At 72.1% G+C, this 23,509-nt stretch carries 22 protein-coding genes; 9 read left to right on the forward strand and 13 right to left on the reverse strand.

Annotated features, from left to right (window positions below; all coding sequences use genetic code 11):
* Positions 1-84: 84 nt before the first annotated feature.
* The 12 genes from AB0F52_RS13275 to AB0F52_RS13330 all read right to left on the reverse strand — a co-directional run bounded on the left by AB0F52_RS13275 (position 85) and on the right by AB0F52_RS13330 (position 12,317).
* The gene (locus tag AB0F52_RS13275; RefSeq protein ID WP_360169022.1) at positions 85-708 is read right to left on the reverse strand and encodes a hypothetical protein; all 624 of its coding nucleotides are present in this window, start codon (positions 706-708) and stop codon (positions 85-87) included.
* Positions 705-1,220 (reverse strand): hypothetical protein, encoded by a 516-nt coding sequence (locus tag AB0F52_RS13280; RefSeq protein ID WP_360169025.1) that lies wholly within the window; start codon positions 1,218-1,220, stop codon positions 705-707. The genes AB0F52_RS13275 and AB0F52_RS13280 overlap by 4 nt, the downstream gene beginning before the upstream one ends.
* Positions 1,205-2,410, reverse strand: a complete 1,206-nt coding sequence (locus tag AB0F52_RS13285) for an MlaD family protein (protein WP_360169028.1) — start codon at positions 2,408-2,410, stop codon at positions 1,205-1,207. The genes AB0F52_RS13280 and AB0F52_RS13285 overlap by 16 nt, the downstream gene beginning before the upstream one ends.
* Positions 2,410-3,537, reverse strand: coding sequence for an MCE family protein (locus AB0F52_RS13290; RefSeq protein WP_360169031.1), 1,128 nt, complete (start codon positions 3,535-3,537; stop codon positions 2,410-2,412). The genes AB0F52_RS13285 and AB0F52_RS13290 overlap by 1 nt, the downstream gene beginning before the upstream one ends.
* On the reverse strand, positions 3,534-4,544 hold the full coding sequence (locus AB0F52_RS13295) for an MCE family protein (protein ID WP_360169034.1): 1,011 nt from the start codon (positions 4,542-4,544) through the stop codon (positions 3,534-3,536). Before AB0F52_RS13295 ends, AB0F52_RS13290 begins: the two co-directional genes overlap by 4 nt.
* Positions 4,541-5,533, reverse strand: coding sequence for an MCE family protein (locus AB0F52_RS13300; RefSeq protein WP_360169037.1), 993 nt, complete (start codon positions 5,531-5,533; stop codon positions 4,541-4,543). Before AB0F52_RS13300 ends, AB0F52_RS13295 begins: the two co-directional genes overlap by 4 nt.
* Positions 5,530-6,537: an MCE family protein gene (locus tag AB0F52_RS13305; RefSeq protein ID WP_360169040.1), complete on the reverse strand. Its 1,008-nt coding sequence runs from the start codon at positions 6,535-6,537 to the stop codon at positions 5,530-5,532. Before AB0F52_RS13305 ends, AB0F52_RS13300 begins: the two co-directional genes overlap by 4 nt.
* Positions 6,534-7,808 (reverse strand): MCE family protein, encoded by a 1,275-nt coding sequence (locus AB0F52_RS13310; protein ID WP_360169043.1) that lies wholly within the window; start codon positions 7,806-7,808, stop codon positions 6,534-6,536. Before AB0F52_RS13310 ends, AB0F52_RS13305 begins: the two co-directional genes overlap by 4 nt.
* A complete protein-coding gene (locus tag AB0F52_RS13315; protein WP_360169046.1) occupies positions 7,805-8,656 on the reverse strand; it encodes an ABC transporter permease in 852 nt (283 codons plus the stop codon). The genes AB0F52_RS13310 and AB0F52_RS13315 overlap by 4 nt, the downstream gene beginning before the upstream one ends.
* Position 8,657: 1 nt before the next feature.
* Positions 8,658-9,452, reverse strand: coding sequence for an ABC transporter permease (locus AB0F52_RS13320; RefSeq protein ID WP_360169049.1), 795 nt, complete (start codon positions 9,450-9,452; stop codon positions 8,658-8,660).
* A 484-nt stretch (positions 9,453-9,936) separates the two neighbouring features.
* Positions 9,937-10,911 (reverse strand): LLM class flavin-dependent oxidoreductase, encoded by a 975-nt coding sequence (locus tag AB0F52_RS13325; protein WP_360169052.1) that lies wholly within the window; start codon positions 10,909-10,911, stop codon positions 9,937-9,939.
* A 26-nt stretch (positions 10,912-10,937) separates the two neighbouring features.
* On the reverse strand, positions 10,938-12,317 hold the full coding sequence (locus AB0F52_RS13330) for an FAD-dependent monooxygenase (protein WP_360169585.1): 1,380 nt from the start codon (positions 12,315-12,317) through the stop codon (positions 10,938-10,940).
* A gap of 57 nt (positions 12,318-12,374) precedes the next feature.
* Between AB0F52_RS13330 and AB0F52_RS13335 the strand changes: the two genes are divergently transcribed.
* The 3 genes from AB0F52_RS13335 (at position 12,375) to AB0F52_RS13345 (ending at position 16,907) form a co-directional block, all read left to right on the forward strand.
* Positions 12,375-12,578, forward strand: coding sequence for a helix-turn-helix domain-containing protein (locus AB0F52_RS13335; protein WP_013223678.1), 204 nt, complete (start codon positions 12,375-12,377; stop codon positions 12,576-12,578).
* A 1-nt stretch (position 12,579) separates the two neighbouring features.
* On the forward strand, positions 12,580-13,050 hold the full coding sequence (locus AB0F52_RS13340; RefSeq protein WP_360169056.1) for a Clp protease N-terminal domain-containing protein: 471 nt from the start codon (positions 12,580-12,582) through the stop codon (positions 13,048-13,050).
* A gap of 77 nt (positions 13,051-13,127) precedes the next feature.
* Positions 13,128-16,907, forward strand: coding sequence for a hypothetical protein (locus AB0F52_RS13345; RefSeq protein WP_360169588.1), 3,780 nt, complete (start codon positions 13,128-13,130; stop codon positions 16,905-16,907).
* Positions 16,908-17,106: 199 nt separating this feature from the next.
* Here the strand turns inward: AB0F52_RS13345 and AB0F52_RS13350 are convergent, their stop codons facing one another.
* Positions 17,107-19,221 (reverse strand): ATP-binding domain-containing protein, encoded by a 2,115-nt coding sequence (locus AB0F52_RS13350; RefSeq protein WP_360169059.1) that lies wholly within the window; start codon positions 19,219-19,221, stop codon positions 17,107-17,109.
* A gap of 124 nt (positions 19,222-19,345) precedes the next feature.
* Between AB0F52_RS13350 and rsmD the strand changes: the two genes are divergently transcribed.
* The 6 genes from rsmD (at position 19,346) to AB0F52_RS13380 (ending at position 23,387) form a co-directional block, all read left to right on the forward strand.
* Positions 19,346-19,906 carry a 16S rRNA (guanine(966)-N(2))-methyltransferase RsmD gene (gene rsmD / locus AB0F52_RS13355; RefSeq protein WP_360169062.1) on the forward strand — a complete coding sequence of 187 codons (561 nt, stop codon included), beginning with the start codon at positions 19,346-19,348 and terminating at the stop codon, positions 19,904-19,906.
* 43 nt (positions 19,907-19,949) lie between these two features.
* Positions 19,950-20,435, forward strand: coding sequence for a pantetheine-phosphate adenylyltransferase (gene coaD, locus AB0F52_RS13360; RefSeq protein WP_360169065.1), 486 nt, complete (start codon positions 19,950-19,952; stop codon positions 20,433-20,435).
* A 141-nt stretch (positions 20,436-20,576) separates the two neighbouring features.
* A complete protein-coding gene (locus AB0F52_RS13365) occupies positions 20,577-21,281 on the forward strand; it encodes a ribonuclease domain-containing protein (RefSeq protein ID WP_360169068.1) in 705 nt (234 codons plus the stop codon).
* A gap of 63 nt (positions 21,282-21,344) precedes the next feature.
* Positions 21,345-21,845: a SigE family RNA polymerase sigma factor gene (locus AB0F52_RS13370; protein ID WP_360169071.1), complete on the forward strand. Its 501-nt coding sequence runs from the start codon at positions 21,345-21,347 to the stop codon at positions 21,843-21,845.
* Positions 21,845-22,549 carry a hypothetical protein gene (locus tag AB0F52_RS13375; protein ID WP_360169074.1) on the forward strand — a complete coding sequence of 235 codons (705 nt, stop codon included), beginning with the start codon at positions 21,845-21,847 and terminating at the stop codon, positions 22,547-22,549. The genes AB0F52_RS13370 and AB0F52_RS13375 overlap by 1 nt, the downstream gene beginning before the upstream one ends.
* A gap of 109 nt (positions 22,550-22,658) precedes the next feature.
* On the forward strand, positions 22,659-23,387 hold the full coding sequence (locus AB0F52_RS13380; protein WP_103343880.1) for a DivIVA domain-containing protein: 729 nt from the start codon (positions 22,659-22,661) through the stop codon (positions 23,385-23,387).
* Positions 23,388-23,509: the final 122 nt, after the last annotated feature.

The raw sequence follows: 23,509 nt of genomic DNA on the forward strand, positions 1-23,509 counted from the left end.
CCATTTCCGGCCATTCGTTCGAGTGCGCAACAAAGTGGGCATGCCAACTCTCCTTCGAATTGTGCAGCGTGCTGAAAACTGGGGTCAGCGGGGGGTGAGGCCGGTAATCTTCCAGGTATTGCCCTCGCGTTCCGCCGTCACCGAAAGCTGCGCGGCCGCGGAACTGCTGGAATTGTTGTCCGCGCGGGTGGCGAACTGATCGAGGAACACGAGAAGCCGGGCGTGGCCGTCGCGGAGTTCCTGAACCGCGGAAGACGTCACCCGCGTCGTCAGCACCAGTTTCTGGGCCGGTGCTTTTTCTTTCACCTGGGCGAACAGCCGGTCGTAGGTCGTGCGCGCGTCACCGCGCAGGACGTCCCGCGCGGCCTGTCCGGTGACGTCGGTCTTGTCGTAGGAGTAGGAGAAGATCCGGTTGAGCGCCAGCGTCACCGCCGACGTGACGTCGGCGGTGGCCCCGACGTCGGTGAGCGCGTGGTTGGCCGCGGCCGGTTCGCCGGCCGCCGAGCGCGCCGCCACGGTGCACACCACGCCCGCCGCGGCCAGCAGCACCGAGACGGCGATCAGCAGGGGGAGCAGGATCGGGCGCCGCCGCGGCCGGTCGACGTCCTCCGGAGCGGCTTCGGCATCGGGAGTGGGCTCGTCATCGGGATCGGGAGGGGTCACGGCGGCCTCTTCTTCGGTGGCGGCCGGTGCGTCGGCGGTGCTCATCGGGCCCCCACCGGCAGCTCGTCGAGCGCGCTGAGCTTCCAGCCGCCGCCGGTCCGCGTCAGTCCCGCCGCGAAGCGGTTGCGCTTGGTCGCCGGGGCGACGCCGTCCTTCTGGGCGGTGATCTCCACCGAGGCCAGCAGCTTCGCGGTGCCGGCGTGCTCGTCGAGCTCGCTCAGGGCCGCGTCCAGCACCTTGCCGGTGGACACCGTCGCGTCCTGGGCGAGGGTCTTCTTCGTGGTGTCGTCGGTGTGGGCCAGCCGGTCGTGCAGCGGGCCGGTCGACGCGTCGAGCCACTGCGCGAGCCCCTGGTCCAGCCGGTGGTAGTCCAGCGTGCAGAGCTGCGCGACCAGCTCCCGGCCACGGGCCAGTGCCTCGTCGCGGGCGGTGCCGTAGGTCAGTTCGGCGCTGTGCGCGGTGCGGTACCAGGAGAACCCCGACCAGCCCGCGAAGGCGGCGGTGACGACCACCGCGAGCACGGCGGCCCGCAGCGGCCACTTCACTTTCCCAGCCACAGCATCTCCTCGATCGTCGGGGACACCGCCAGGCCGGGCGACGCGGGAAGCGGAGCACCGGAGGCGGCCGCCGCGGGGGACGGCACCGGTGCGCGCGACACGTGCTGCGAGCCCCGCACCGAGGTCGCGTCGCCCTTTTCGAGCGTGCAGGACGCACTGGTGTTGAACGGCAGCGGCGAGGTGTCCGTGCTGGGCCGGTACTGCGTGCTCTCGTACCCGGCCCGGCAGGGGACCGGGTCGTAGAACGTCAGCGCCATGGCGAGGTTGCCGTCACCCCCGGGGAAGGCCGTCGACGTCGCCGCGACCATCTTCGGTGTCGCCACCAGCAGCTGCTCCAGCTGGCCGGTGCGGGTCTGGATCACCTGCGCCGTGGTGAGCAGGTTGGCCAGCAGGATCGGCAGCCCGGGGTCGGTCTCCCGCAGCAGGGTGCCGAGCTCGGTCGCGGCCGGCGGCGCGGTGGCGATCAGCCGCCGCAGGTCACCGTCCGAATCGGACAGCTGGGCGGCGAACAGCTTGGCGTTGCCGGCGAACGAGCGCCACTCGGCGGAGGAGTCGAGCTGGGTGCGCAGCACGGTCGAGCCGTCGTCGATCAGCTTCGCCGTCTGCGGCAGGTTGGCCGACGCGTCGTTCGTGAACGACGTCGCGGTGTCCAGCAGCACCTGCAGATCCGGGCCGGTGCCGCGCAGCGCGTCGTCGAGCTCGTCGACGACCGTGCGCAGGTCCCCGGTGGGCACGGACCCGGTCAGCGAGTCGAGGTCGCCGAGCAGGTGCTGCACCGGCATCGGCAGCGTCGTCTTCTCCCGCGGGATGACCGAGCCGCCGTCCAGGAACGGGCCGTCCGACGTGCGGGGCTGGAGGTCGACGTACTGCTCGCCGACCGCGGACCGGTTGGCCACCACGGCCTGCGCGTTCGCCGGGATCGGCGGGGCCGAGCGGTCGATGATCAGGTCCGCCTCCGTCCCGGACGGCGTCAGCCGCAGTTCCCCGATCCGGCCGACGGCGACGCCGCGGTAGGTCACTTCGCCGTTGGTGAAGATGCCGCCGCCCTCGGCGAGCTCCAGCTTCACGGTGTACCCGCCGTTGCCGACGAGCCGGCCGATCCCGGCGTAGTTCGCGCCGACGAACGCGACGGTGACGAGCGAGATCACGACGAACGCGATGACCTGGACCCGGACTCTGGTGGTCAGCATCAGCGCCCTCCCGGGGTGGTGACCTGGCCGGCGGCCGGGAGCGGAAGCGGTGGCAGGGCCGGCAGGCAGGGCGGGTTGCCGGCCGGGGCGTCCGGCTCGCAGGCGGGTGGGACGCCTTCGCCCGGGTTCGGCAGCGGCACGCCCGGTGCCGGGATGACCGACAGGTAGACGTTGAGGTAGTCGCCCTTGATCGCCGGGATCACCGCGTCGGTGTACGGGAAGGACGGCAGGATCTCCAGGGCCTTCGGCAGCGACGCCCCGGCGTCGGCGAGCCGCTGCAGGACCGGCGCGAGCGCGCGCAGGTCGGCGACCAGGTCGTCCTTGCTCTTGTGGATGACGTCGGTGGCGACGCCGGAAAGGTCGTCGAGCGACTGGAGCATCGCCACGAGCTGGGTGCGCTGGTCGGTCAGCGTGCGCAGCCCCGGTGTCAGGTCGGTGAGCGCCCCGGACACCTGCTTGTCGCGGTCGGCCAGCGTCGTGGCCAGCCGGTTGACGCCTTCGAGCGCCGCGGTGATGTCCTGGCGGTGCGCGTCGAGGTCGGTGGTCAGGGTGTTGACGCCGGAGAGGAACGAGCGGATCTGCGTCTCGTTGCCGGTCATCACCTTGCCGAGCTCGCGGTTGATCGTCTGCAGCTGCCCGATGCCGCCGCCGTTGAGCAGCAGCGAAAGCGCGCCGAAGATCTCCTCGACCTCCGGGTTGCGGTTTGTGCGCGACACCGGGATCACGGCGTTGTCGGCCAGCCGGGCCCGGTCCTTCGCCTGGCCGTCGGGGGCGGCGAGTTCGACGAACTTCTCACCGAGCAGGCTGGACTGCCGCAGCCGGGCGACGGCGTCGGCGGGCAGCACGACGTCGCCGTTGACCTCGACGACGGCTTCGGCGGTCCAGCCGTCCGCGCCGAGGCGGATGGTCTGGACCCGCCCGACCGGGACGTCGCCGACCTTCACCGCGGCCTGCGGTACCAGGTCGAGGACGTCGGCGAACTGGACGGTGACGTGGTAGGGGTGGTCGCCGACGTCGGCGCCGCCGGGCAGGGGCAGGTCGTAGACGCCCTTGAACTCGCCCGAGCAGCCGGTCAGCACCAGGCAGCAGCCTGCGGCCAGGGCCGTGACGCGTCGTGCTCTTCTCATTTGCCGCCCGCCTCGTTCGTGTAGACGGACCCGGTCACCGGCAGCGGCAGCAGGTAGTCGATCAGGTCGGTGCGGGTCTGCAGGGTGCCGGTGGCGGGATCGACCGTCTGGATGAGGTTGGTCGCGGCCAGCGGCGCGGTCTCGAGGTACTCGGCCAGCGACGCGCGCTGGTCGACGAGCGTCTGCGTGGTCACCGCCAGCTTGTCCACATTGGACTTGATCAGGGCCCGGTTGTCCTTGATGAAGCCCTGGATGTCGCCGAGCGCGGCCCCGAGCGAGCGCAGCGCCGAGGCCAGCTCGTCGCGGTTGGCCGACAGCGTGCCGGACACCGACGAGAGCTGCTGGTTCACCTGCGTCACCTGCTCGTCGTTGGCGGCCAGCATGGTGGTGAACTGCTGCAGCTCCCGGACGGTGGTGAACAGGTCCCCGGAGTTGCCGGAGAGGGTCCTGGCCAGTTCCGCGAGCTGCCGGACGGAATCGTTGAACGCGGTTCCGTTGCCCCGCAGGTTGTTCGCGCCGGTGGTGAGCAGGTCCGACAGGGCGCCGTTCTTGTTCGCCCCGTCGGGGCCCAGCGCCTTGGTGAGCGAGTCGAGGCTGGCGTACAGCTGGTCCAGCTCGACCGGGGTCGCGCTGCGGTCCAGGCCGATGGTCGCGTGGTTGACCAGCCGCGGTCCGCCGCGGGCCGGCTTGGAGAACTGGACGTACCGGTCGGCGACGACGCTGGGGGCGATGACGACCACGTCGGTGTCGGCCGCGATCGGGGCGGAGCCGTCGTAGGTCAGCGTCACCTCGACCTGCTCGCCGCGCGGGGTCACCGACTCGACCTGGCCGATCCGGACGCCGAGCAGCCGGACGTCGGAGCCGCTGTAGACGCCGACAGCGCGGGAGAAGAGCACGGTGGCGCGGTTGAGGCCGGCGCCGGAGAAGAGCCACCACAGCGCGGCCACGACGACGAGCGCCGTGACGACCGCCGCGGCGAGGAACCGGTAGGTGCGGGTGGCGTTCACTTCGGGGCTCCCGTCCGCTTCGGCGGCACACACGGGTCACGGTTTTCGGGCAGCAGGCCGCAGAGGTAGGAGTCGAGCCAGCGGCCGTTGCCCAGCGCGTTGTTGGCGAGCCGGAAGTACGGTCCGGCGGCGGCCAGGCTCTTGGCCAGGTTGTCGTTCTGCCGGGTCAGCAGGTCGGTCACGGTGTTCAGCTGGCTCAAGGCCGGCTTGAGCGCGCCGGCGTTGTCCGCCACCAGGCCGGAGAGCTGGGTGGCCAGCGTCTGCGCGCCGGTCAGCAGGTCGTGGATGGCCTGGCGGCGCCGGTCGAGCTCGCCCAGCAGCAGGTTGCCGTCGGAGAGCAGCTGCTCGAAGTCCTGGTTCGAGTTCGCCAGTGTCGTCGTGATCTTCTTGGCGTTGGCCAGCAGGCCGGCGAGCTGGTCGTCGCGGGAGGACACGGTCTTCGAGAGCGCGGACAGCCCGTCGAGCGTGGTGCGCACGTGGGCCGGGGCGTTGCGGAAGGTGTCGCTGATCGCGGTGAAGCTGTCGGCGAGCTGCGCGGTGTCGATCGAACCGGCGGTGTTCGCGAGGCCGTTGAACGCTTCGGTGACGTCGTACGGCGTGACCGTCCGGGTGCGCGGGATCGCCTGGCCGGGGTCCTGCACGGCGTCGCCGGTCGGCTTGAGCGCGAGGAACTTGCGGCCCAGCAGCGTCTTGATCCGGATCTCCGCCGACGTCCGGTCGCCGACCCAGGCGTTCTTCACGCGGAAGGTGACGAGCACGTGGTCCTCGGCCAGTGCGACGTCGCGGACCTCGCCGACCTTGATGCCGGCGACGCGGACCTCGTCGTCGGGCTGCAGCCCGGCCGCCTCCGAGAACTCGGCGCGGTAGGTGGTGCCGCCGCCGACGATCGGCAGGTTGTCGTAGTTGAACGTCACGGTCAGCAGCGCGGCGAGGACGACGCTCCCGGCGACGCCGAGGGCGAGTGGATTGCGTTCCTTGAAGGACTTCACGAGCCGCACCTCTTCGCGGTCACGGGTGTTCCGCGGGGCGGCTGGGTCTGGAGGACGGCGCTGCAGACGTAGAAGTTCATCCACGAGCCGTAGGAGCTGATCCGGCCGAGGCTGTTCAGCTTCTCCGGCAACGTGCTCAGCGTCCGCTCCAGACCGGGCAGGGTCTGCTCGTCCGCGAGGTTCTTCGTGACGCCGTCGAGGCCGGTGATGCTGTCCTTCAGCGGGGTCCGCACGTCGCCGAGCAGGCCCGCGGTGGCCGTGGAGAGGTCACCGAGGCCGCCGATCGCGTCGCCGATGACGGTGCGGTCCGCGGCCAGGCCGGAAACGAGCTCCCGCAGCGTCGAAATCAACGTCGTCAGTGCGGTTCCCTTGCTGTTCACCGTGCCGAGCACGTGGTTGAGGTTGGTGATCACTTCGCCGATCAGGTGGTCGCGGCTCGCGAGCGTCGAGGTCAGCGAGCCGGTGTGCGCGAGCAGCTCCTCGACCGTGCCGCCCTCGCCCTGCAGCACTTGCACGATCTCGCCGGAGAGCTGGTTGACGTCGGTGGGCGAAAGCGCCTGGAACAGCGGCTTGAAGCCGTTGAACAGGTCGGTCAGGTCCAGGGCGGGGGTGGTGCGGTTCAGCGGGATTTCCCCGCCCACGGGCAGTGTTCCCTGGCCGCCGGCGCCGCGTTCGAGCGCGATGTAGCGCTGCCCGACCATGTTGCGGTACTTGATGACCGCGCCGACGTCGGCGGGCAGCTGCCGTCCGGCGTCGAGGGAGAACCGGACGTGGGCCAGGCTGTGCCCGGCGATCTCGAGTTCCTCGACCTGCCCGACGCGAACCCCGGAGATCCGGACGTCGTCACCGACGTTCAACGACGTCGCGTCGGTGAAGGTGGCGCCGTAGAGGTCGGTGCGGCCGACGCCGGTGTTGGCGATGGAGATCGCCAGCAGCACGGTCGCGGCCGTGGTGACCAGGACGAAGATCAGGCTCTTGAGCAGCGGGGCGGCGAACTTCCTCACTTCAGCGTCACCTCCGTGCCGCGGTAGAGCGCACCGACCAGCACGCTGCTCCAGTCCGCGACCTCCCCGGTCGGCACGCCCAGCTGCGGGGCGAGCACCGTGGCCAGCAGCTCCCGTTCCTGCGGGGAGTTCGCGACGCCGAGGTCGTCCTGGGTGCCGGTCAGCAGCGGGTGCTGGGGCGTGCCGGGCGCGACCGCGGCGGTGCCGGTCGTCGGGGCGACGCCGCTGGGGTAGCAGCGCGGGCCGCCGGCCGCCGGGTACGCCGGGTCGTCCTTGCCGGGCACGTACTTGCCGCGCGACTGGGTGACGGTGACGGCGGCGTGCATGCCGGGCTGGTTCGTGCCCTTGCCGAGCGCTTCGTCGACCGGCTTGCGCAACGCGTCCATCGCCTTCAGGGTGCAGGGGAAGCTGGGGGAGTACTCCGCCGCGACCTCCAGCGCCGAGCGGCTGTCGGCCGACAGGGCGATGAGGTTGTTCTTGTTGCGGTTCAGGAACTGCTGGACCTCGCCCGCCGAGCTCCGCACCTCCTGGTAGACCGTGGCGAGCTCGGGTGCCTTGTCGTGCACCGTGTTCAGCGTGACGGCCGAGTCGGTGAGCGCGTCCAGCAGGTCGGGGGCGATGTCCCCGTACAGCCGGGAGACCGCCGCGAGGTCTTGGACGTCCTTGGTGAACTTCGGCAGCTGCGGGTTGAAGCCGGTGAGGTAGTCGGCGGCGGTGGACAGCGTCCGGCCGAGCTGCTCGCCACGTCCTTCCAGGGCCGTCGAAACCGCGGTGAGCGTCGTCGCCAGCTTCTGCGGCTGGACCGCTTTCAGCAGCGGCAGCAGGTTGTCGAAGACCCGTTCCAGCTCGATCGCGTTCGCCGAGCGGTCCTGCTCGATGACGTCGCCGGCGGCCAGGTGCGGCGCGCGCTCGCCGTCCGGGATGGACAGCTGGACGTACCGCTCGCCGAACAGCGTCTTCGGCACCAGCAGCGCGGAGACGTTGCGGGGCAGCATGTCCACCTTGCCCGGTTCGAGAGCAAGCGCTATCTCGGCACCCTGCGGGGTGGCCCGGACGCCGCGGATCTCCCCGACGAGCACGCCGCGGGCCTTGACCTGGCCGCCCGCCTGGAGCTGGTTGCCGATGCGGCTCGCCTTGAGCGTCACCGGGACCGTGCTGACGAAGTCCTTGTCGTACACCTTGATGGAGAGCGTCACCAGCACACCCATCACCACGAGGAACAGCACCCCGGCGGTGCGGACCCCGGCCTTGCGGCGGGTTTCCCTTCTCATCCGGCCACCTGCACGGTCGTCGTCGCGCCCCAGATCGCCAGGGACAGGAAGAAGTCGAGGACGCTGATCGCGACGATCGCGGTGCGCACCGCGCGGCCCACCGCGACCCCGACACCCGCCGGGCCGCCGCTCGCGCGGAAGCCGTAGTAGCAGTGCGCCATGACCACCACGATGCTGAACACCAGGACCTTCCCGAACGACCACAGCACGTCGCCGGGGGGCAGGAACAGCAGGAAGTAGTGGTCGTAGGTGCCGGCGGACTGGCCGAAGAACCACACGGTGATCTGCCGCGAGGCGAGGTAGCTCGACAGCAGCCCGATCGCGTACAGCGGGATGACGGCGAGGAAGCCGGCGATCACCCGGGTCGTCACCAGGTACGGGACGCTGGGGATGCCCATGACCTCGAGGGCGTCGATCTCCTCGGAGATGCGCATCGCGCCGAGCTGCGCGGTGAAGCCGCAGCCGACGGTGGCGCTCAGCGCGAGCCCGCTGACCAGCGGCGCGATCTCGCGGGTGTTGAAGTAGGCGGACACGAACCCGGCGAACGCCGACGTCCCGACCTGGTTCAGCGCGGAGTAGCCCTGGAGGCCGACGACCGTGCCGGTGGCGACGGTCATCCCGATCATCACGCCGATCGTGCCGCCGATGACGGCCAGCGCGCCGCTGCCGAAGCTGACTTCGGCCAGCAGGCGGACGACTTCGCGCAGGTAGCGGCGCAGGGCCCGCGGGGTCCACGCGATCGCGCGGAGGAAGAAGAGGATCTGGTCGCCGAGGGTGTCGAGGAAGCCGAACCGGCGGTCGACGGCCTCGCGTACCCGCGCGGTTCTCGGGAGGTCCGTGGTCGTCACTTCAGCTCCCCTTGGGCGGAACGAGTTGCAGGTAGACGGTGGTGAGGATCAGGTTCAGCACGAACAGCAGCAGGAACGTGATGACGACCGACTGGTTGACCGCGTCGCCGACGCCCTTCGGGCCGCCCTTGGGGTTGAGGCCGCGGTAGGAGGCGACCACCCCGGCGACGAAGCCGAAGAGGAGGGCCTTGATCTCGCTGATCCACAGGTCGGGCAGTTGGGCCAGGGCGGAGAAGCTGGCCAGGTAGGCGCCCGGGGTGCCGTGCTGCATGATCACGTTGAAGAAGTAGCCGCCGAGCACGCCGACGACGCTGACCATGCCGTTGAGGAAGACGGCGACGCCCATCGCGGCGAGCACCCGCGGCACGATGAGCCGCTGGACCGGCGAGACGCCGAGCACCTCCATCGCGTCGATCTCTTCGCGGATGGTGCGGGAGCCGAGGTCCGCGCACATCGCGCTGCCGCCGGCGCCGGCGATGAGCAGGGCCGTGACGATCGGGCTGGCCTGCTGGATGATCGCGAGGACGCTCGCCGCGCCGGTGAACGACTGCGCGCCGATCTGCGTGGTCAGCGAGCCGATGTGCAGCGCGATCACCGCGCCGAACGGGATGGAGACCAGCGCCGTCGGCAGGATCGACACGCTCGCGATGAACCAGAACTGCTGGATCAGTTCCCGCGCTTGGAACGGGCGGCGGAAGGTCAGCCGGACGACGTCGAGGCCGAGTCCGTAGAGCCGTCCGGTCTGCCGCAATGCGGCCGTCCCCGGGAACGACGCCGTCGTCGTCCGTTCGGCCATTCGTGTGCCTCCAGCGGTTTCGGCGGCACGCCGAATACACCCGAGCTGACCAAAGGGAAATGGACCGAATGGACTAATAATTACCGGCCATTCACGGTCTCGGGAGTGCCGTGCCGTTTCCTACTGGTCGGTACGCTAACGACGGCCTTGCTGGGAGACAAGAACTTGAGCAGGATCACGGGGTCACGGGCTGGTAACCGCGCATTTCTTGTCCAGAGCTGACAAACGGACCCGATCTTGTTGTCAGCGAAGGAAAAGAAACTCCGCCGGCAACCCCGCCCGCGCTTGACGCCCCACCCCGCTTTGTCAATTCCCGCGCATCCCGGCGGACGACACGCGTGACGGAGGAGCCGGCACGCGTGATCCGGGAGCCGACACGCGTGATCAGGAGGACGACACGCCGCGGGACCCCGGGCTGCGCCGTGTCGACCCTTCAATCACGCGTGTCGACCTTTGAATCACGCGTGTCGACCCTTTGCGCACGTCAGGACTTGAGAGCGGCGAGGAGTTCGTAGGAGCGGACGCGGTCGGCGTGGCCGTGGACCATCGTGGTGACCATCAGCTCGTCCGCGCCGGTGTCGGCCAGAAGCTGCTCGAGTCCCTTTTGGACGGTTTCCGGCGAGCCGACGATGCTGGAGCCGAAGCGCTCGGCCAGGAACGCGCGGTCCATCTCGGTGTACGGGTATTCCGCGGCTTCTTCCGGTGTCGGCAGGGCGATCGGGCGGCCGCGGCGGAGGCTGAGGAACGTCAGCCCGCTGGGGGCGGCCAGGAAGCGGGCGCGCTCGTCGGTTTCGGCGGCGACCACGGACACGCCGAGCATCACGTACGGCTCGTCGAGCACCCCCGGCCGGAAGTTCTCGCGGTAGAGCTGGACGGCCGGGACGGTGTTCTCGGCGGCGAAGTGGTGGGCGAAGGAGAACGGCAGCCCGAGCCGCCCGGCGAGCTGGGCGCTGAAGCCGCTCGAGCCGAGCAGCCACACCGGCGGCTGGTTGCCCTCGGCCACCACCGCGTTGACGCCGCGGGCCTCCGAATGGGTGAAGTAGCCGATCAGTTCCTGCAGGTGCTCCGGGAAGTTCTCCGCGGACAGCCCGCCCGGACCGCGCAGGGCCAGCGCCGTGCGCTGGTCGGTGCCGGGCGCGCGGCCGATGCCGAGGTCGATCCGGCCGGGGTGGAACGCCTCCAGGGTGCCGAACTGCTCGGCGACGACCAGCGGCGCGTGGTTGGGCAGCATGATCCCGCCCGACCCGACGCGGATCCGCTCGGTGGCGTCGGCGACGTGCCCGATCAGCACGACGGTGGCGGAGCTGGCGATGCCGGGCATGTTGTGGTGCTCGGCCAGCCAGTAGCGGTGGTAGCCCAGCCGTTCCGCGGCGCGGGCGAGGTCCAGGGTGTTGCGCAGCGTCTCGCCGACGGTGTTCCCCTCCGAAACGGGGGACAGGTCGAGCACGGACAGCGGCACGTCAGGCAATGAGCTCACAACCGGGGTCAACGCCCCGGTGCCGTCATTGCTTCCCGAAGCGCCGCCGGGTCACCGCCGCGGAAGGTCACGACGCCGTCCGGGCGCACGAGCAGCGCGTCGGCCGGGGCGTCCGGGCAGGCGGCTGTGACGATCTTCACGCCCGGACCGGCGGCTTCCCGCAGGTCGGCGCGGTCGGCGAAGTCGAACAGCACGGTCCGCGCGGCGCGCATGACTTCCGCCACCCGGGCCGGCTCGCCGCCGACGGTCAGTGGCAGGTCGGGGACGTACGGGAGCTCGTCGGCGTCCCGCAGGAGCCCGGCCAGGTGCCGGGTCGCGTCGGGAAACGCGGCCAGTTCGCCGAAGAGTGTCCGCAGGGAGTCGCCGTCCTCGCCGGTCAGGCGGTCGAGCAGGGCCTGGACGCGGGTCTGCGTCAACGTCCGCGCGGCCACCGGGCGCCTTTCGGCGTGGTAGCTGTCGAGGAGGCTTTCCGGAGCTGAACCGCGCACGACGGCGGCGAGCTTCCACCCGAGGTTGACCGCGTCCAGCAGCCCGACGTTGAGCGAAGACCCGCCGGCGGGGAAGACATGCGCGGCGTCGCCGGCCAGGAGCACGCGCCCGGCCCGGTACCGCTCGGCGAGCCGGGCCGAACTCACCGTCCGCGACAGCCACAGCGGTTCGCCCAGCGGCAGGTCGGTACCGAGGACCCGCCGGACGGCGGCGCGGAACTCGTCGAGCGTCGGCTCGCCGGGCGGCTCCGGCGTCACCTCCCGGACGCCGGCGATCACGACGCCCGGTGTCAGCGAGGTCACCAGCACCCGGCCGCCGGGACGGCGGTTCCAGCCGCGCTCCAGTCCTGTCACCGTGGCGAAAAGGTCCACGTCCGCCCGGAAGTGCCCGAGGCGCATCAGCTCGTCGCCGGTGGTGCCGGGGAACCCGATGCCGGCCAGTTCGCGGACGCGGCTGTGCGCGCCGTCGCAGCCGGCGATGTACCGCGGCTCGATGCGGTACTCGCCGTCCGGGCCGCGGACGGTGCCGAAGTCCACCAGTTCGTGACCGCGCCGGACTTCGGCGCCGAGCTCGGTCGCGCGCTCTTCCAGGAGGGCCTCCATCCGTGGCTGCTGCAGCATGAGCCCGCGCAGCGGCGCGTCCAGCCTGGAGAAGTCGAGGGGGACCGGCCCGAACGGGAAACCGGGGAGGGGGCCGGCGAACGTCGCCTCGGCCCGGAACCGGCCGAGGAGTCCCCGGTGGTCCAGCTGCTCGACGATCCGGCCGCCGAGCCCGTTCGCCCGCGGCCGCGGGTCCGGTTCGGTCCGCCGGTCCAGGACCACCACCTTCGCGCCGCCGAGCCGCAGCTCCGCCGCCAGCATCAGGCCCACCGGGCCCGCTCCGATCACCGCTACGTCCATCACGCCCTCCAGGTTGTCAGTTCAAACTGACGCGATTGTCAGGCTAGACTGACACCCGTGGAAGCGGAAGAGCTTTCGGGACGCGTCTCGGAAACGGACCCGGCGGTGGCCTTGCGGGCGGTGGGCGCCCTGCACCGGCTCGCCGAGCAGGTCGAAGCGGCGGCCGTCGCGCACGCGCGGGAGCGGGGCTGGTCGTGGGAGCAGATCGGGGACGCGCTCGGCGTCGCCCGGCAGTCCGTGCACGCCAAGTACGGGAAGTGAGGTGCTCGTGCTCGACCGGCTGATCGCCAGGAGCCCGTTCGCCGTGGTGGTGACGGCGGCCCTGGAGGAATCCCGCCGCCGCGGCGACCGGCGGCTCGGCACCGAACACCTGCTGCTGGGCCTGTTGCACGACCCGGACAGCGCGCTCGCGCTCGGCGTCGGCCTGGCCGAGGCCCGCGCGGCCCTGGACCGCCTGGACCGGGCGGCCCTGGCGGCGCTCGGCATCGAGGTGGAAGGCCTCCGCCCGGCCGAAGTCCCGGCGCGGCGCGGAAAGCTGACGCTGGGAGCGTTCACCTCCGGTGCGCGCGCGGTCGTCAACGAGGCGATCGGCGGGACGCCGCGGCCGCGCGATCCGGCGCGGCTGCTGCGGGTGCTGGTGAAGCTGGCCCCGCCCGACCCGGCGGCCGAGTTGCTGGCGGAACTGGGCGTCGACTCCGAAGCGGTTCACCGGTCGCTGGATTCCCGCACCTGATCGCGCGCTTTTGGCTACGGTGGGCGAACCGGTAAATGAACCACAGGGAGGACCGGGTGCCGCGTCCCGAGCGACCCTTGGATCCCGGGGACGATCTGCTCATCGAATTCGCCGCTGATCTCCGGCGGTTGCGCGAGAGCGCCGGAAATCCGACCTACCGCGAGCTCGGGCGGCGGGCGCACTACTCGGCGGGAACGCTCTCGGAAGCCGCCGGCGGGCGGAAACTCCCCAGCTTGGCGGTCACGCTGGCCTACGTCCGGGCCTGCGGCGGAGCGCCGGCGGAATGGGAGGAACGCTGGCACGCCGTCGCCGAAGAGTCGCGTGCGGACGGTACCGATTCACCGCGCGAGCCGGAACCCGGGGAAACTCCCCCGTATGTCGGGCTGGCCGCTTTCACGTCCGCCGACTCGGATCGATTCTTCGGCCGGGAACGGCTCGTCGAAAAAGTTGTCGAACGGCTCACGAGACAGCGTTTTCTCGCCGTCCTCGGCGCGTCCGGCTCGGGAAAGTCGTCCCTGCTGCGGGCCGGGCTGCTGCCTTCGGTGAAGGGGCCGGCCGTGCTGCTCACCCCGGGGCACCGCCCGCTGGAGGAGTGCGCGGTCAAGTTCGCCGCCGCGCTCGGCGTCGCGCCCGGGGCCCTGTTCGACGACTTCGCCGCGCACCCGCGCCACCTCGGCCTCGCCGCGCGTCAGCTGGCCGACGGCGAGGACGAAGACCTCGTGCTGGTCGTCGACCAGTTCGAAGAGGTCTTCACCCTCTGCCAGGACGACCAGGAACGGGCCCGCTTCCTCGACGCGCTCGTCACCGCGACCACCGAACCCGGCAGCCGCACCCGGGTCGTCCTCGGCATCCGCACCGACTTCTACACCCACTGCGCGCGGCACGCCGAACTCGCCGAGGCCATGCAGGACGCCCAGATCCTGGTCGGTCCGATGACGACCGAGGAGCTCCGGCAGGCGATCTCGCGGCCCGCCGTCGACACCGGCTACCGCGTCGAAAACGCGCTGGTCTCCCGGCTCGTCGCCGACGCCACCGGCCAGCCCGGCGTGCTGCCGCTGCTTTCGCACGCGCTGCTGGAGACGTGGCGGCGCCGCCGCGGCACCACGCTGACCCTCGCCGCGTACGAGTCGACCGGCGGCATCGAGCGGGCCATCGCGCAGACGTCCGAAGGCACCTTCGCCAAGCTTTCCCCGCGCCAGCAGCGGCTGGCGCGGCAGATCTTCCTCCGCATGACCGCGCTCGGCGAAGGCACCGAAGACACCAAGCGGCGCATCGGCCGCGCCGAGCTCGACGCCGACGACGTCGACGACACCGACACCGCCGTGGTTCTCGCCGAGCTGGCCGCCGCCCGGCTGGTCACCCTCGACGACACCGGCATCGAGATCGCCCACGAAGCCCTCATCCGCGGCTGGCCGCGGCTGCGCGAGTGGCTCACCGAGGACCGCGAAGGCCTGCGCGTCCACCGGCAGCTCACCGAGGCGACCGGCGCCTGGGAGTCCGTCGACGAGGACCCCGGCTGGCTCTACCGCGGCACCCGGCTGGCGATCGCCCGGGAGTGGGCCGCGCGCCAGGACTCGGCGCTGTCGCGGCGCGAACGGCGGTTCCTCGACGCGAGCCTCGCCGTCGAACACGCCGAGCGGGACCGCGACCGCCGCCGCACCCGGCGGCTCCGCCAGCTGGTCGCGCTGCTCGCGGTGCTGCTGGTCGTCGCCGTGGCCGCCACCGCCTACGCCGTGCGCGCCGAGACCACGGCCACCGAGCAGCGCAACGACGCGCTCGCCTACAAGGTCGCCGGCCAGGCGCTGGCCATGCGCGCCACCAACCCCGCGCTCGCCGCGCAGCTCGCGCTCGCCGCGTACCGCCTCGATCCCGGGGCCGACGAGCGCAGCGGCCTGCTCGGCATGTTCGGCACGCCGTACGCGACGCGGCTCACCGGGCACACCGGCCGGGTCAACACCGTCGCCCTCCGCCCGGACGGGCGGGTCGTCGTCACGGCCAGCTGGGACGGCACGGCCCGGCTCTGGGACGTCCACGACCCGCACCACCCGGCGCCGCTGGGCGTGCTGGCCGGGCACGAAGGCAACGTGAACAACGTCGCCTTCGCGGCCGACGGCCGGACCGTCGCCACCGCGGGCTTCGACGGCACCGTCCGCGTCTGGGACGTCTCCGACCCGGCGCGGCCGGGGCCCGGCACGACGATCGAGCGGCACGAAGGCAAGGCGTACGCGGTGGCCTTCAGCCCGGCCGGGCCGCTGCTGGCGACCGCCGACGTCAAGGGCACGATCCGGCTCTACGACACCACCGACGCCGCCCACCCGCGGCCGGTGGGGGAGCTGACCGGGCACACGTCCTACGTCAACAACCTCGCCTTCAGCGGCGACGGCCGGCTGCTCGCCTCGGCGTCGGCCGACAAGACCGCCCGCCTCTGGGACGTCGCTTCGCGGACGCAGCTCGGCGTCGTGGCCGGGCACACCGACGTCGTGCACTCGGTGGCGTTCGGCCCCGGCCGGCCCGTCCTCGCCACGGCGAGCCAGGACCAGACCGCGCGGCTGTGGGACATCGCCGACCCGGCCCACCCGGCGCCGCTGGCGTCGCTCACCACGCACAAGGCGATCGTGCGGTCGGTGGCCTTCGCCGCCGACGGGCGCACGCTCGCCACCACCGGCTTCGACCGCACGGCCCGGCTGTGGGACGTCGCCGACCCGCGGCAGCCGCGCGAGCTGCAGTCGCTGCCCGGGCACACCAGCGCGGTCGTCGCCGCGGTGTTCACCCGCGACGGCCGCACCCTCGCCACGGCCAGCGACGACCAGTCCGCCCGGCTCTGGGACCTGCCCGGGCCCGCCGTCGCCGCGCACACGGCCCAGGCGTGCCACGTCACCTTCGGCCCCGGCGGCAAGCTGCTGGCTTCCGGCGGCTACGACGGGACCGTGCGGCTGTACGACCGCACCGACCCGCGCGCGCCGCGGGAGCTGGCCACGATCGGCGGGTTCGGCGACGCGGTCTGCGGCGTCGCGATCAGCCCCGACGGCCGGACCCTGGCCACCGGCAGCTGGGACCACACGATGACGCTGCGGGACATCACCGACCCGGCCGAACCCGGGCCGCCGGTGGTGTTCAACCGGCTCCACGACGACGTCGACGCGGTCGCCTTCAGCCCGGACGGCCGGCTGCTCGCCACCGCGGGCGACGGCCACACGGCCCGGCTCTGGGACCTCGCCGACCGGGCCCGGCCGGTCGAGATCGCGAAGCTCGAGGGCCACGGGGACGACGTCCACACCCTCGCCTTCCGCCCGGACGGCCGGACGCTCGTCACCGCGGGCTGGGACCACACCGCGCGGCTCTGGGACATTTCGGCGCCCCGGGCCCCGCGGCCGCTCGCGAAGCTGACGGGACACACCGACACGATCTTCTCGGTCGCCTACAGCCCCGACGGCAGGCACGTCGCCACGGCGAGCGCCGACCGCATGGTCCGCCTGTGGGACGTCACCGACCCGGCGCACGTGCCGCCCCCGGTGGTGCTGGACGGCCACGCGGACGTCGTCATGTCGGTGTCCTTCAGCGGCGACAGCCGGACGCTGGCGTCCGGCAGCTACGACCGGACGATCCGGCTGTGGGACGTCGCCGCGGCGACGCCGTACGCGGTCCTGCCCGAGCAGCGCGACCGCGTCTACGCCGCGCAGTACGCGCCGGACGGCCACACCCTGGCGGGCGGGGGTGCGGACGGCACCGTGCGGTTCTGGGAGGCCGATCCGGACCGGGCGGCCCAGCGGATCTGCGCGGCGGTGTCACCCCGGATCACCGAAGCCGAATGGAGCGAAAGCTTCCCGGACCTCGGTTACGCCCCGCCTTGCCCCTGATCAGCGCGCCGGGGTTTGTTCGGCGTTGTTGTTCGGTGGGTGAGCGCGGACACCGAACAACCCGGATCGGCTAGACATGCCCTTGGACGCGCTCGTCCCACGACGTTCATTTCACCGGGGGTCTGAAGGGCTCCTTCGAGGGCACGGGAACCCGCCTCCCGCCCCCCGAAGGGGCCCTTCAGCGTCTCTCGCGCCCGGATCAGGCGGCGGGGATCCAGTCCGGGTTCGAGGCCAGCACGATCAGCTGCTGCGTCGCGCGGGTCAGCGCCACGTACAGCACCCGGCGGCCGGTCGTCGATTCCGTGATCAGGTCGACCGGCTCCACCAGCACCACCGCGTCGTACTCCAGGCCCTTCGAATCCAGGCTGCCCACGACCTTCAGCCGCTCGTCCGCCTGCCCCGACAGCCAGCCCGCGACCTCCGGCACCCGGTCCATCGCGGTGATGACGCCGACCGTGCCTTCGACCGCGCCCAGCAGTTCCTTCACCGCGGCCTGCGTCGCCGCGGCCAGGCCGGCCGCCTCCACCGGGCGGACCTCCGGCTCCACCCCGGTGCGGCGGACCGCCACCGGCAGCTCGCCGGACTCCGCGTGCCCGGCCACCACCTTCGCCGCCAGGTCGAAGATCTCCGCCGAGTTCCGGTAGTTCGTGCGCAGCGTGAACCGCCGCCGGGCGGTCTTGACGCCGAACGCCTGATCGCGCGCCGAAGCCGCCTCCGCCGGGTCCGGCCACGAGCTCTGCACCGGGTCCCCGACCACCGTCCAGCTCGCGTACTTCCCGCGCCGGCCCACCATCCGCCACTGCATCGGCGAAAGGTCCTGGGACTCGTCGACGACCACGTGCGAGTACTCGTCGTAGTGCTCCGGCCGCGTCGGCGCGCCGCCCGAGCGCTGCGGCTCGACCTCGATCACCTGGCGCCGCTTGCGCTTCGGCTCCGGCCCGGTCAGGACGCGCAGCTCGTCCAGCAGCGCCACGTCCGCGATCGACCAGCCCCGCGACCGGTCCGCGAAGTCCGCGGCCAGCATCGAGATCTCCGGCCGGTTCAGGACGCCCTTCGCCGCCGAGGCCAGCCGCTTCTCGTCGCCCAGCCACTTGAGGATCTGCGCCGGGTACAGCACCGGCCACCACACGACGAGGAAGCGGTGGAAGTCGATCCGCTCGCCCAGGTCGGTGATCAGCTCCGCGCGGTCGAACGGCCTGCCGTCGTCCTTGGCGTGCTCCTCGGCCTTCGCGGCGAGGGCGTCCAGCAGCATCTCGGCCGCCCGGATCCGCGACCGGTTCGGCGGCGCGCCCTGCGTGTGGGCCTTGCGGCGGATCTTCTCCAGCTCGCGGGCGTTCAGCTTCAGCACCTCGCCGCGGTAGACGATCCGCATCTCCTCCGGCGCCTCCGGCGGCGTGTCCCGCAGCGCCCGCAGCAGCACCTTCCGCATCCGCAGCGACCCCTTGACGGCGGCGAGCGGCGCCGCGTCCTGCCGCGTCGCCTCCAGGCCGTCGAGGACTTCGCCGAGCGCGCGCAGTTCGACGTTCGTCTCGCCCATGGAGGGGAGGACCCGCGAGATGTAGCTGGTGAACACGCCCGACGGCCCGATCACCAGCACGCCGGCCCCGCCGAGCTGGCGGCGGTAGCGGTAGAGCAGATAGGCGGCGCGGTGCAGCGCGACCGCGGTCTTGCCGGTGCCCGGGCCGCCGGTGATCTCGGTGACGCCCCGCCAGGGCGCCCGGATGACCTCGTCCTGTTCCTTCTGGATCGTCGCGACGATGTCGCGCATCTTCTCGCCGCGCGAGCGCCCCAGCGCCGCCATCAGCGCGCCCTCGCCGACGACCTGCATGTCCTCGGGGACGGCGTCGGCGATCAGGACGTCGTCGTCGACGTCGAGGACGTTCTGGCCCGAGCAGCGGATCACCCGCCGCCGCACGACGTCCATCGGTTCCTCGGCGGTGGCCTGGTAGAACGCGGCCGCGGCCGGCGCGCGCCAGTCCGTGACGAGGTTGTCGAACTCCGCGTCGCGGATGCCGAGCCGGCCGACGTAGGTGCGTTCGCCCTCGCGGTCGTCGAGCCGGCCGAAGACGAGGCCCTCGTACTCGGCGTCGAGCGTCTGCAGCGTCTGGTTGGCGTGGTGGACCATCATGTCGCGCTCGAACAGCATCGACGCCTGCTCGAAGATCGCCTCGCGCTGCGCTCCCTGGCCGATCTCGTAGCCCTTCGTGCGCATCGCCTCGGCCTGGGCCTTCAGTTCGTCCAGACGGGTGTACACGCGATCGACGTGGGCTTGTTCGATGGCGATCTCGGCCCGTCTGACCCGAGGTTCGGACACGCATGGCTCCTTGACAGCTTTGGGATCGCCTCCGAGGGCGAAGAACGACTCTACGCGGTGGCCCGGGCGGGGACACCCGTGTCCCGGTCATCCGCGCCCCGTGCCGTCCCCGCACAATCGGGGGGTGACCAGGATCGTGGCCGGGACGGCGGGCGGACGGCGGCTGAAGGTGCCGCCGAAGGGCACCCGGCCGACGTCGGAACGCGTGCGGGAAGCCCTGTTCAACGCCCTCGAGACGGCCGGCGAGCTGGACGGCGCCCACGTCCTCGACCTCTACGCCGGGTCCGGCGCGCTCGGCCTGGAAGCCCTCTCGCGCGGCGCGGCGGACGCGCTGTTCGTGGAGTCCGACCGGCGCGCGGTGGACGTCCTGCGCGGCAACGTCGCGGCGCTCGGCCTGGGCGGCACGGTCCGGGCCGGACCGGTCGAGGCGGTGGTCGCGGCGCCCGCGCCCGCCTCGTTCGACCTCGTGCTCGCCGACCCGCCGTACGCCGTGGACGCGGCCGCGCTCGGAGCCGTGCTGGCCTCGCTGGCCGCGGGCGGCTGGCTGGGGTCGTCGGCCCTGGTGGTGATCGAGCGCGCCGCCCGTGACGGCGAGCCGGACTGGCCGCCGGGCTTCGAGCCGACGCGCGCGAAGAAGTACGGCGACACGGCCGTCTTCTGGGCGGAGTACACAGCTGTGGCGTGAACCACGCGGCGGAGACCCGGTCCGGCACGGTAGCGTCCGCGCCATGCGGCGTGCGGTCTGTCCCGGTTCCTACGATCCGGCCACCAACGGGCACCTCGACATCATCGAACGAGCGAGCGTGCTGTTCGACGAGGTCGTCGTCGCGGTGGGGGTGAACCGGTCGAAGAAGGGCCTGTTCGAGGTCCCCGAACGGCTCGACATGCTCCGTGAAATCACGGCGAAGCTGCCGAACGTGCGGGTCGACTCCTGGGAGGGCCTGCTGGTCGACTACTGCCGCGACCACGACATCGCGGCGGTCGCCAAGGGCCTGCGCTCGGTCAGCGACTTCGACTACGAGCTGCAGATGGCGCAGATGAACCGCGAGCTCACCGGCGTCGAGACGCTGCTGATGGCGAACAACCCGGCGTACGGCTTCGTGTCCAGCTCGCTGGTCAAGGAGGTCGCGGCGCTCGGCGGTGACATCGAGCACCTCGTCCCGGCGGTCGTCTACGAGCGGCTTTCGGAGAAGTTCCCCAAGCTCGGGCGCTGACCCGCCACCGAGTCCACATCGGACCCCGGGTGTCCGGTTCCCGTCGTTCGGCCCCCTCCGTTCGTCGGGACTTGGGCCCGGTGGTGCGGGAGTTCACGTCGACGTCTCCCGACGATCATCCGATCGGGTTACGGTCCGAAAATGGCCAACTACCGATCACGCCTGGTCGCGGTCCTCTTCGCGCTCCTGGCCACGCTGTTCGCCGGGGTCACCGCCGCCGCGGCGTCCTCCCCGGCCTCCCCCGCCGTCGTCGCGCAGAACGCTTGCGGGAACCTCTCCGGCTTCTCGCACACGACGCTCTCGGCGCTGCCGCCCGAAGCGACGAAGACGTACAACCTGATCCAGACCGACGGGCCGTTCCCGTACCCGAAGAACGACGGCGTCGTCTTCGACAACCGCGAAGGCGTGCTCCCGGCCTGCGCGTCGGGCTACTACCACGAGTACACGGTGCCCACGCCGGGCTCGAGCACCCGCGGTACGCGCCGCATCGTGACCGGCAGCGCCGGCGAGTACTTCTACACCGGCGACCACTACGCCACCTTCAAGGTCATCGACATCAGCGGCGGCGGCACGACGCACGCTTGCGGCGACCTGTCGGGCCTGGCGAAGATCGGCTACTCGCAGCTGTCGTCGGCGGCGAAGGCCGTCGTGAACGACGTCCGCGGCGGCGCGGCCACCGGCACGACCTACGAGAACCGCGAAGGCGTGCTCCCGGCCTGCGCGTCCGGCTACTACAAGCTCTTCACCGTCGGCACGAACGACCGCGTGATCTCCGGCAAGGCGGGCGAGCTGGCCTACACCCCCGACCGCTACGCGACCTTCAAGCGGATCGACCTGAATTCCTGATCCGTGCAACGCGCCGCGCCCCCTCGTCCGTGAGGTACACCGAAACGAGGACGAGGAGGCGCGATGCGGGCTGCGGACGACGCAGACTTCCGGGAGTTCGCCAGGGCACGCGCCCTGGCACTGAGACGGACGGCGTACCTGCTGTGCGGTGACTGGCACCTGGCGGAGGACCTCGTCCAGAACGCCCTGGTCAAGCTGTACCGGGTCTGGCCGAAGATCGCGCGGCGGGGGCCCGTCGACAACTACGCCCGGCAGGTCCTGCTGCGCTGCTGGCTCGACGAGCAGCGGCGGCCGTGGCGGCGTCGCGAACGCCGTGACGGCGTCGTGCCGGACCAGCCCGCTGCCGCACCCGAGACCGGGATTTCCGGCCCGCTCCTGCGCGCCCTCGCCGAGGTTCCGCCGAAGCAGCGCGCCGCGGTGGTGCTCCGCTACTGCGCCGGCCTGCCGGCGGCGGAGGTCGCGGACGTGCTGCGCTGCTCGGAGGGGACCGTCCGGAGTCAGGCCGCCCGCGGGCTCGAGACGCTGCGGGGCGTGCTCGAGCACAGCACGGAGAGGACCGCGTGATGACCGACCTGGAAACCCGCCTGCGTGACGTGGAGGTCGCGGAACCACCGCTCGGCTTCGACCCCGACGAGGTCGCCGACCGCGCGGCCCGGCACACCCGGCGGCGCCGGGCGGGGATCACCGGCGCCCTCGCCGTGGCCTCGGCCGTCGCGGCCGTGGCGGTGTTCACCCCCGGCACGCACCCGGTCTCGCCCGCCGCCCCGCCGACCCCGCCGTCGCTCGCCGACCAGGCCCGGATCCGGCAGGCGCTCACCGACGCCGTGACCGGGGTGTTCCCCGGGGTGCGGGGCCTGACGGTCGGCGTGTCCCCGGCCGACGCCATCGGCCCCGGCCTGATGGCCGTGACCGCCGTCTTCGCCGACGAGGCGGGGCGGCCCGGGTCCTTCCAGCTGACGGTGTACGGCCGGCAGGTGCCGGGTGACCACGTGCCGGTGGCCCGGTCCTGCCCGGAGCCGCCCACCGACGGGCTGCGCTGCGACCGGATCCCGCAGCCCGGCGGGGCCGTGCTGCTGGTGTCCGAGGTCGGCTACGTGAGCACCGGGGGGTTCAAGAAGCTGCGCGGCTTCAACGGTGTCCTCAACCGGGCCGACGGTTCCGCGGTGACGCTGGCCGACGCGGCGGACGACGCCGCCGACTCGGCGCAGCTGAGCGAGGAGCAGCTCACGAAGGTGATCACCGATCCGGCTTTCGTGCTGCCGTGGTGACTCCGGCGCCGGGCGTGGTCCAGGGGGACACGCCCGGCGCCGGTCGCGTTCACCGCTTCGGCGCCCGATGCGGGCAGACTGGACACAGCGACAGGGGATTGGAGTTGCCGTGTACCGGGTTTTCGAGGCGCTCGACGAGCTCGTCACGATCGTCGAGGAGGCGCGCGGCGTCCCGATGACGGCCAGCTGCGTGGTACCCCGGGGGGACGTGCTCGAGCTCCTCGACGACGTCCGCGACGCACTGCCGGCGGAGATCGACGACGCCCAGGACGTCCTCGACAAGCGCGACGACCTCATCCACGCGGCCCGCAAGGAAGCGGGCGAGACGGTGGCGGGCGCGAACGCCGAGGCCGAGCGCGCGATCGCCGACGCGACGGACGAAGCGGAGCGCATCCTCGCCGACGCGCGGGCCCGGGCGGAGCAGATGCTCGCCGACGCGCACGACCAGGCCGACCGCACGGTGGCGGCGGGCCAGGCGGAGTACCAGAACCTCACGGACCGGTCCCGCGCCGAGTCCGAGCGCATGGTCCAGGCGGGCCGCGACGCGTACGACCGCGCCATCGAAGACGGCCGGGCCGAGCAGGCTCGCCTGGTCGCCCAGACCGAGGTGGTCCAGGCGGCGCACGCGGAGTCGGCCCGCATCGTGGACGAGGCCCACGCGGAAGCCGACCGCCAGCGAGCGGACTGCGACGCGTACGTGGACGGCAAGCTGGCGGAGTTCTCGGAGCTGCTGGCGACAACGCTGCGGACGGTCGATTCGGGCCGGAACCACCTGCGGTCACCGGCGAACCTGCCGAGTTCCGGCGGGCGGCCGACGCTCTACGACTACCAGGTGTGACGAGCTTCTCCCCGCCTGCCGCCGCTCGCTCCGGACGTGGGGCAGAACACACAAAGGCAGTGCGGGACTACCGCGGAGAAGAAAGGACGACCAGCGAGGGGGGCCACCCGCCCGCACCCCGC

Source organism: Amycolatopsis sp. NPDC024027 (assembly GCF_040638975.1).
Lineage (GTDB): Bacteria > Actinomycetota > Actinomycetes > Mycobacteriales > Pseudonocardiaceae > Amycolatopsis.

Excerpts from the sequence above, each read along its gene's own strand:
- AB0F52_RS13285 (WP_360169028.1), bottom strand. The coding sequence starts at position 2,410 with ATGCTGACCACCAGAGTCCGGGTCCAGGTCATCGCGTTCGTCGTGATC.
- AB0F52_RS13375 (WP_360169074.1), top strand. The coding sequence starts at position 21,845 with ATGACCGACCTGGAAACCCGCCTGCGTGACGTGGAGGTCGCGGAACCA.
- AB0F52_RS13320 (WP_360169049.1), bottom strand. The coding sequence starts at position 9,452 with ATGGCCGAACGGACGACGACGGCGTCGTTCCCGGGGACGGCCGCATTG.
- AB0F52_RS13310 (WP_360169043.1), bottom strand. The coding sequence starts at position 7,808 with ATGAGAAGGGAAACCCGCCGCAAGGCCGGGGTCCGCACCGCCGGGGTG.
- AB0F52_RS13330 (WP_360169585.1), bottom strand. The coding sequence starts at position 12,317 with ATGGACGTAGCGGTGATCGGAGCGGGCCCGGTGGGCCTGATGCTGGCG.
- coaD (WP_360169065.1), top strand. The coding sequence starts at position 19,950 with ATGCGGCGTGCGGTCTGTCCCGGTTCCTACGATCCGGCCACCAACGGG.
- AB0F52_RS13365 (WP_360169068.1), top strand. The coding sequence starts at position 20,577 with ATGGCCAACTACCGATCACGCCTGGTCGCGGTCCTCTTCGCGCTCCTG.
- AB0F52_RS13370 (WP_360169071.1), top strand. The coding sequence starts at position 21,345 with ATGCGGGCTGCGGACGACGCAGACTTCCGGGAGTTCGCCAGGGCACGC.
- AB0F52_RS13290 (WP_360169031.1), bottom strand. The coding sequence starts at position 3,537 with ATGAGAAGAGCACGACGCGTCACGGCCCTGGCCGCAGGCTGCTGCCTG.
- AB0F52_RS13275 (WP_360169022.1), bottom strand. The coding sequence starts at position 708 with ATGAGCACCGCCGACGCACCGGCCGCCACCGAAGAAGAGGCCGCCGTG.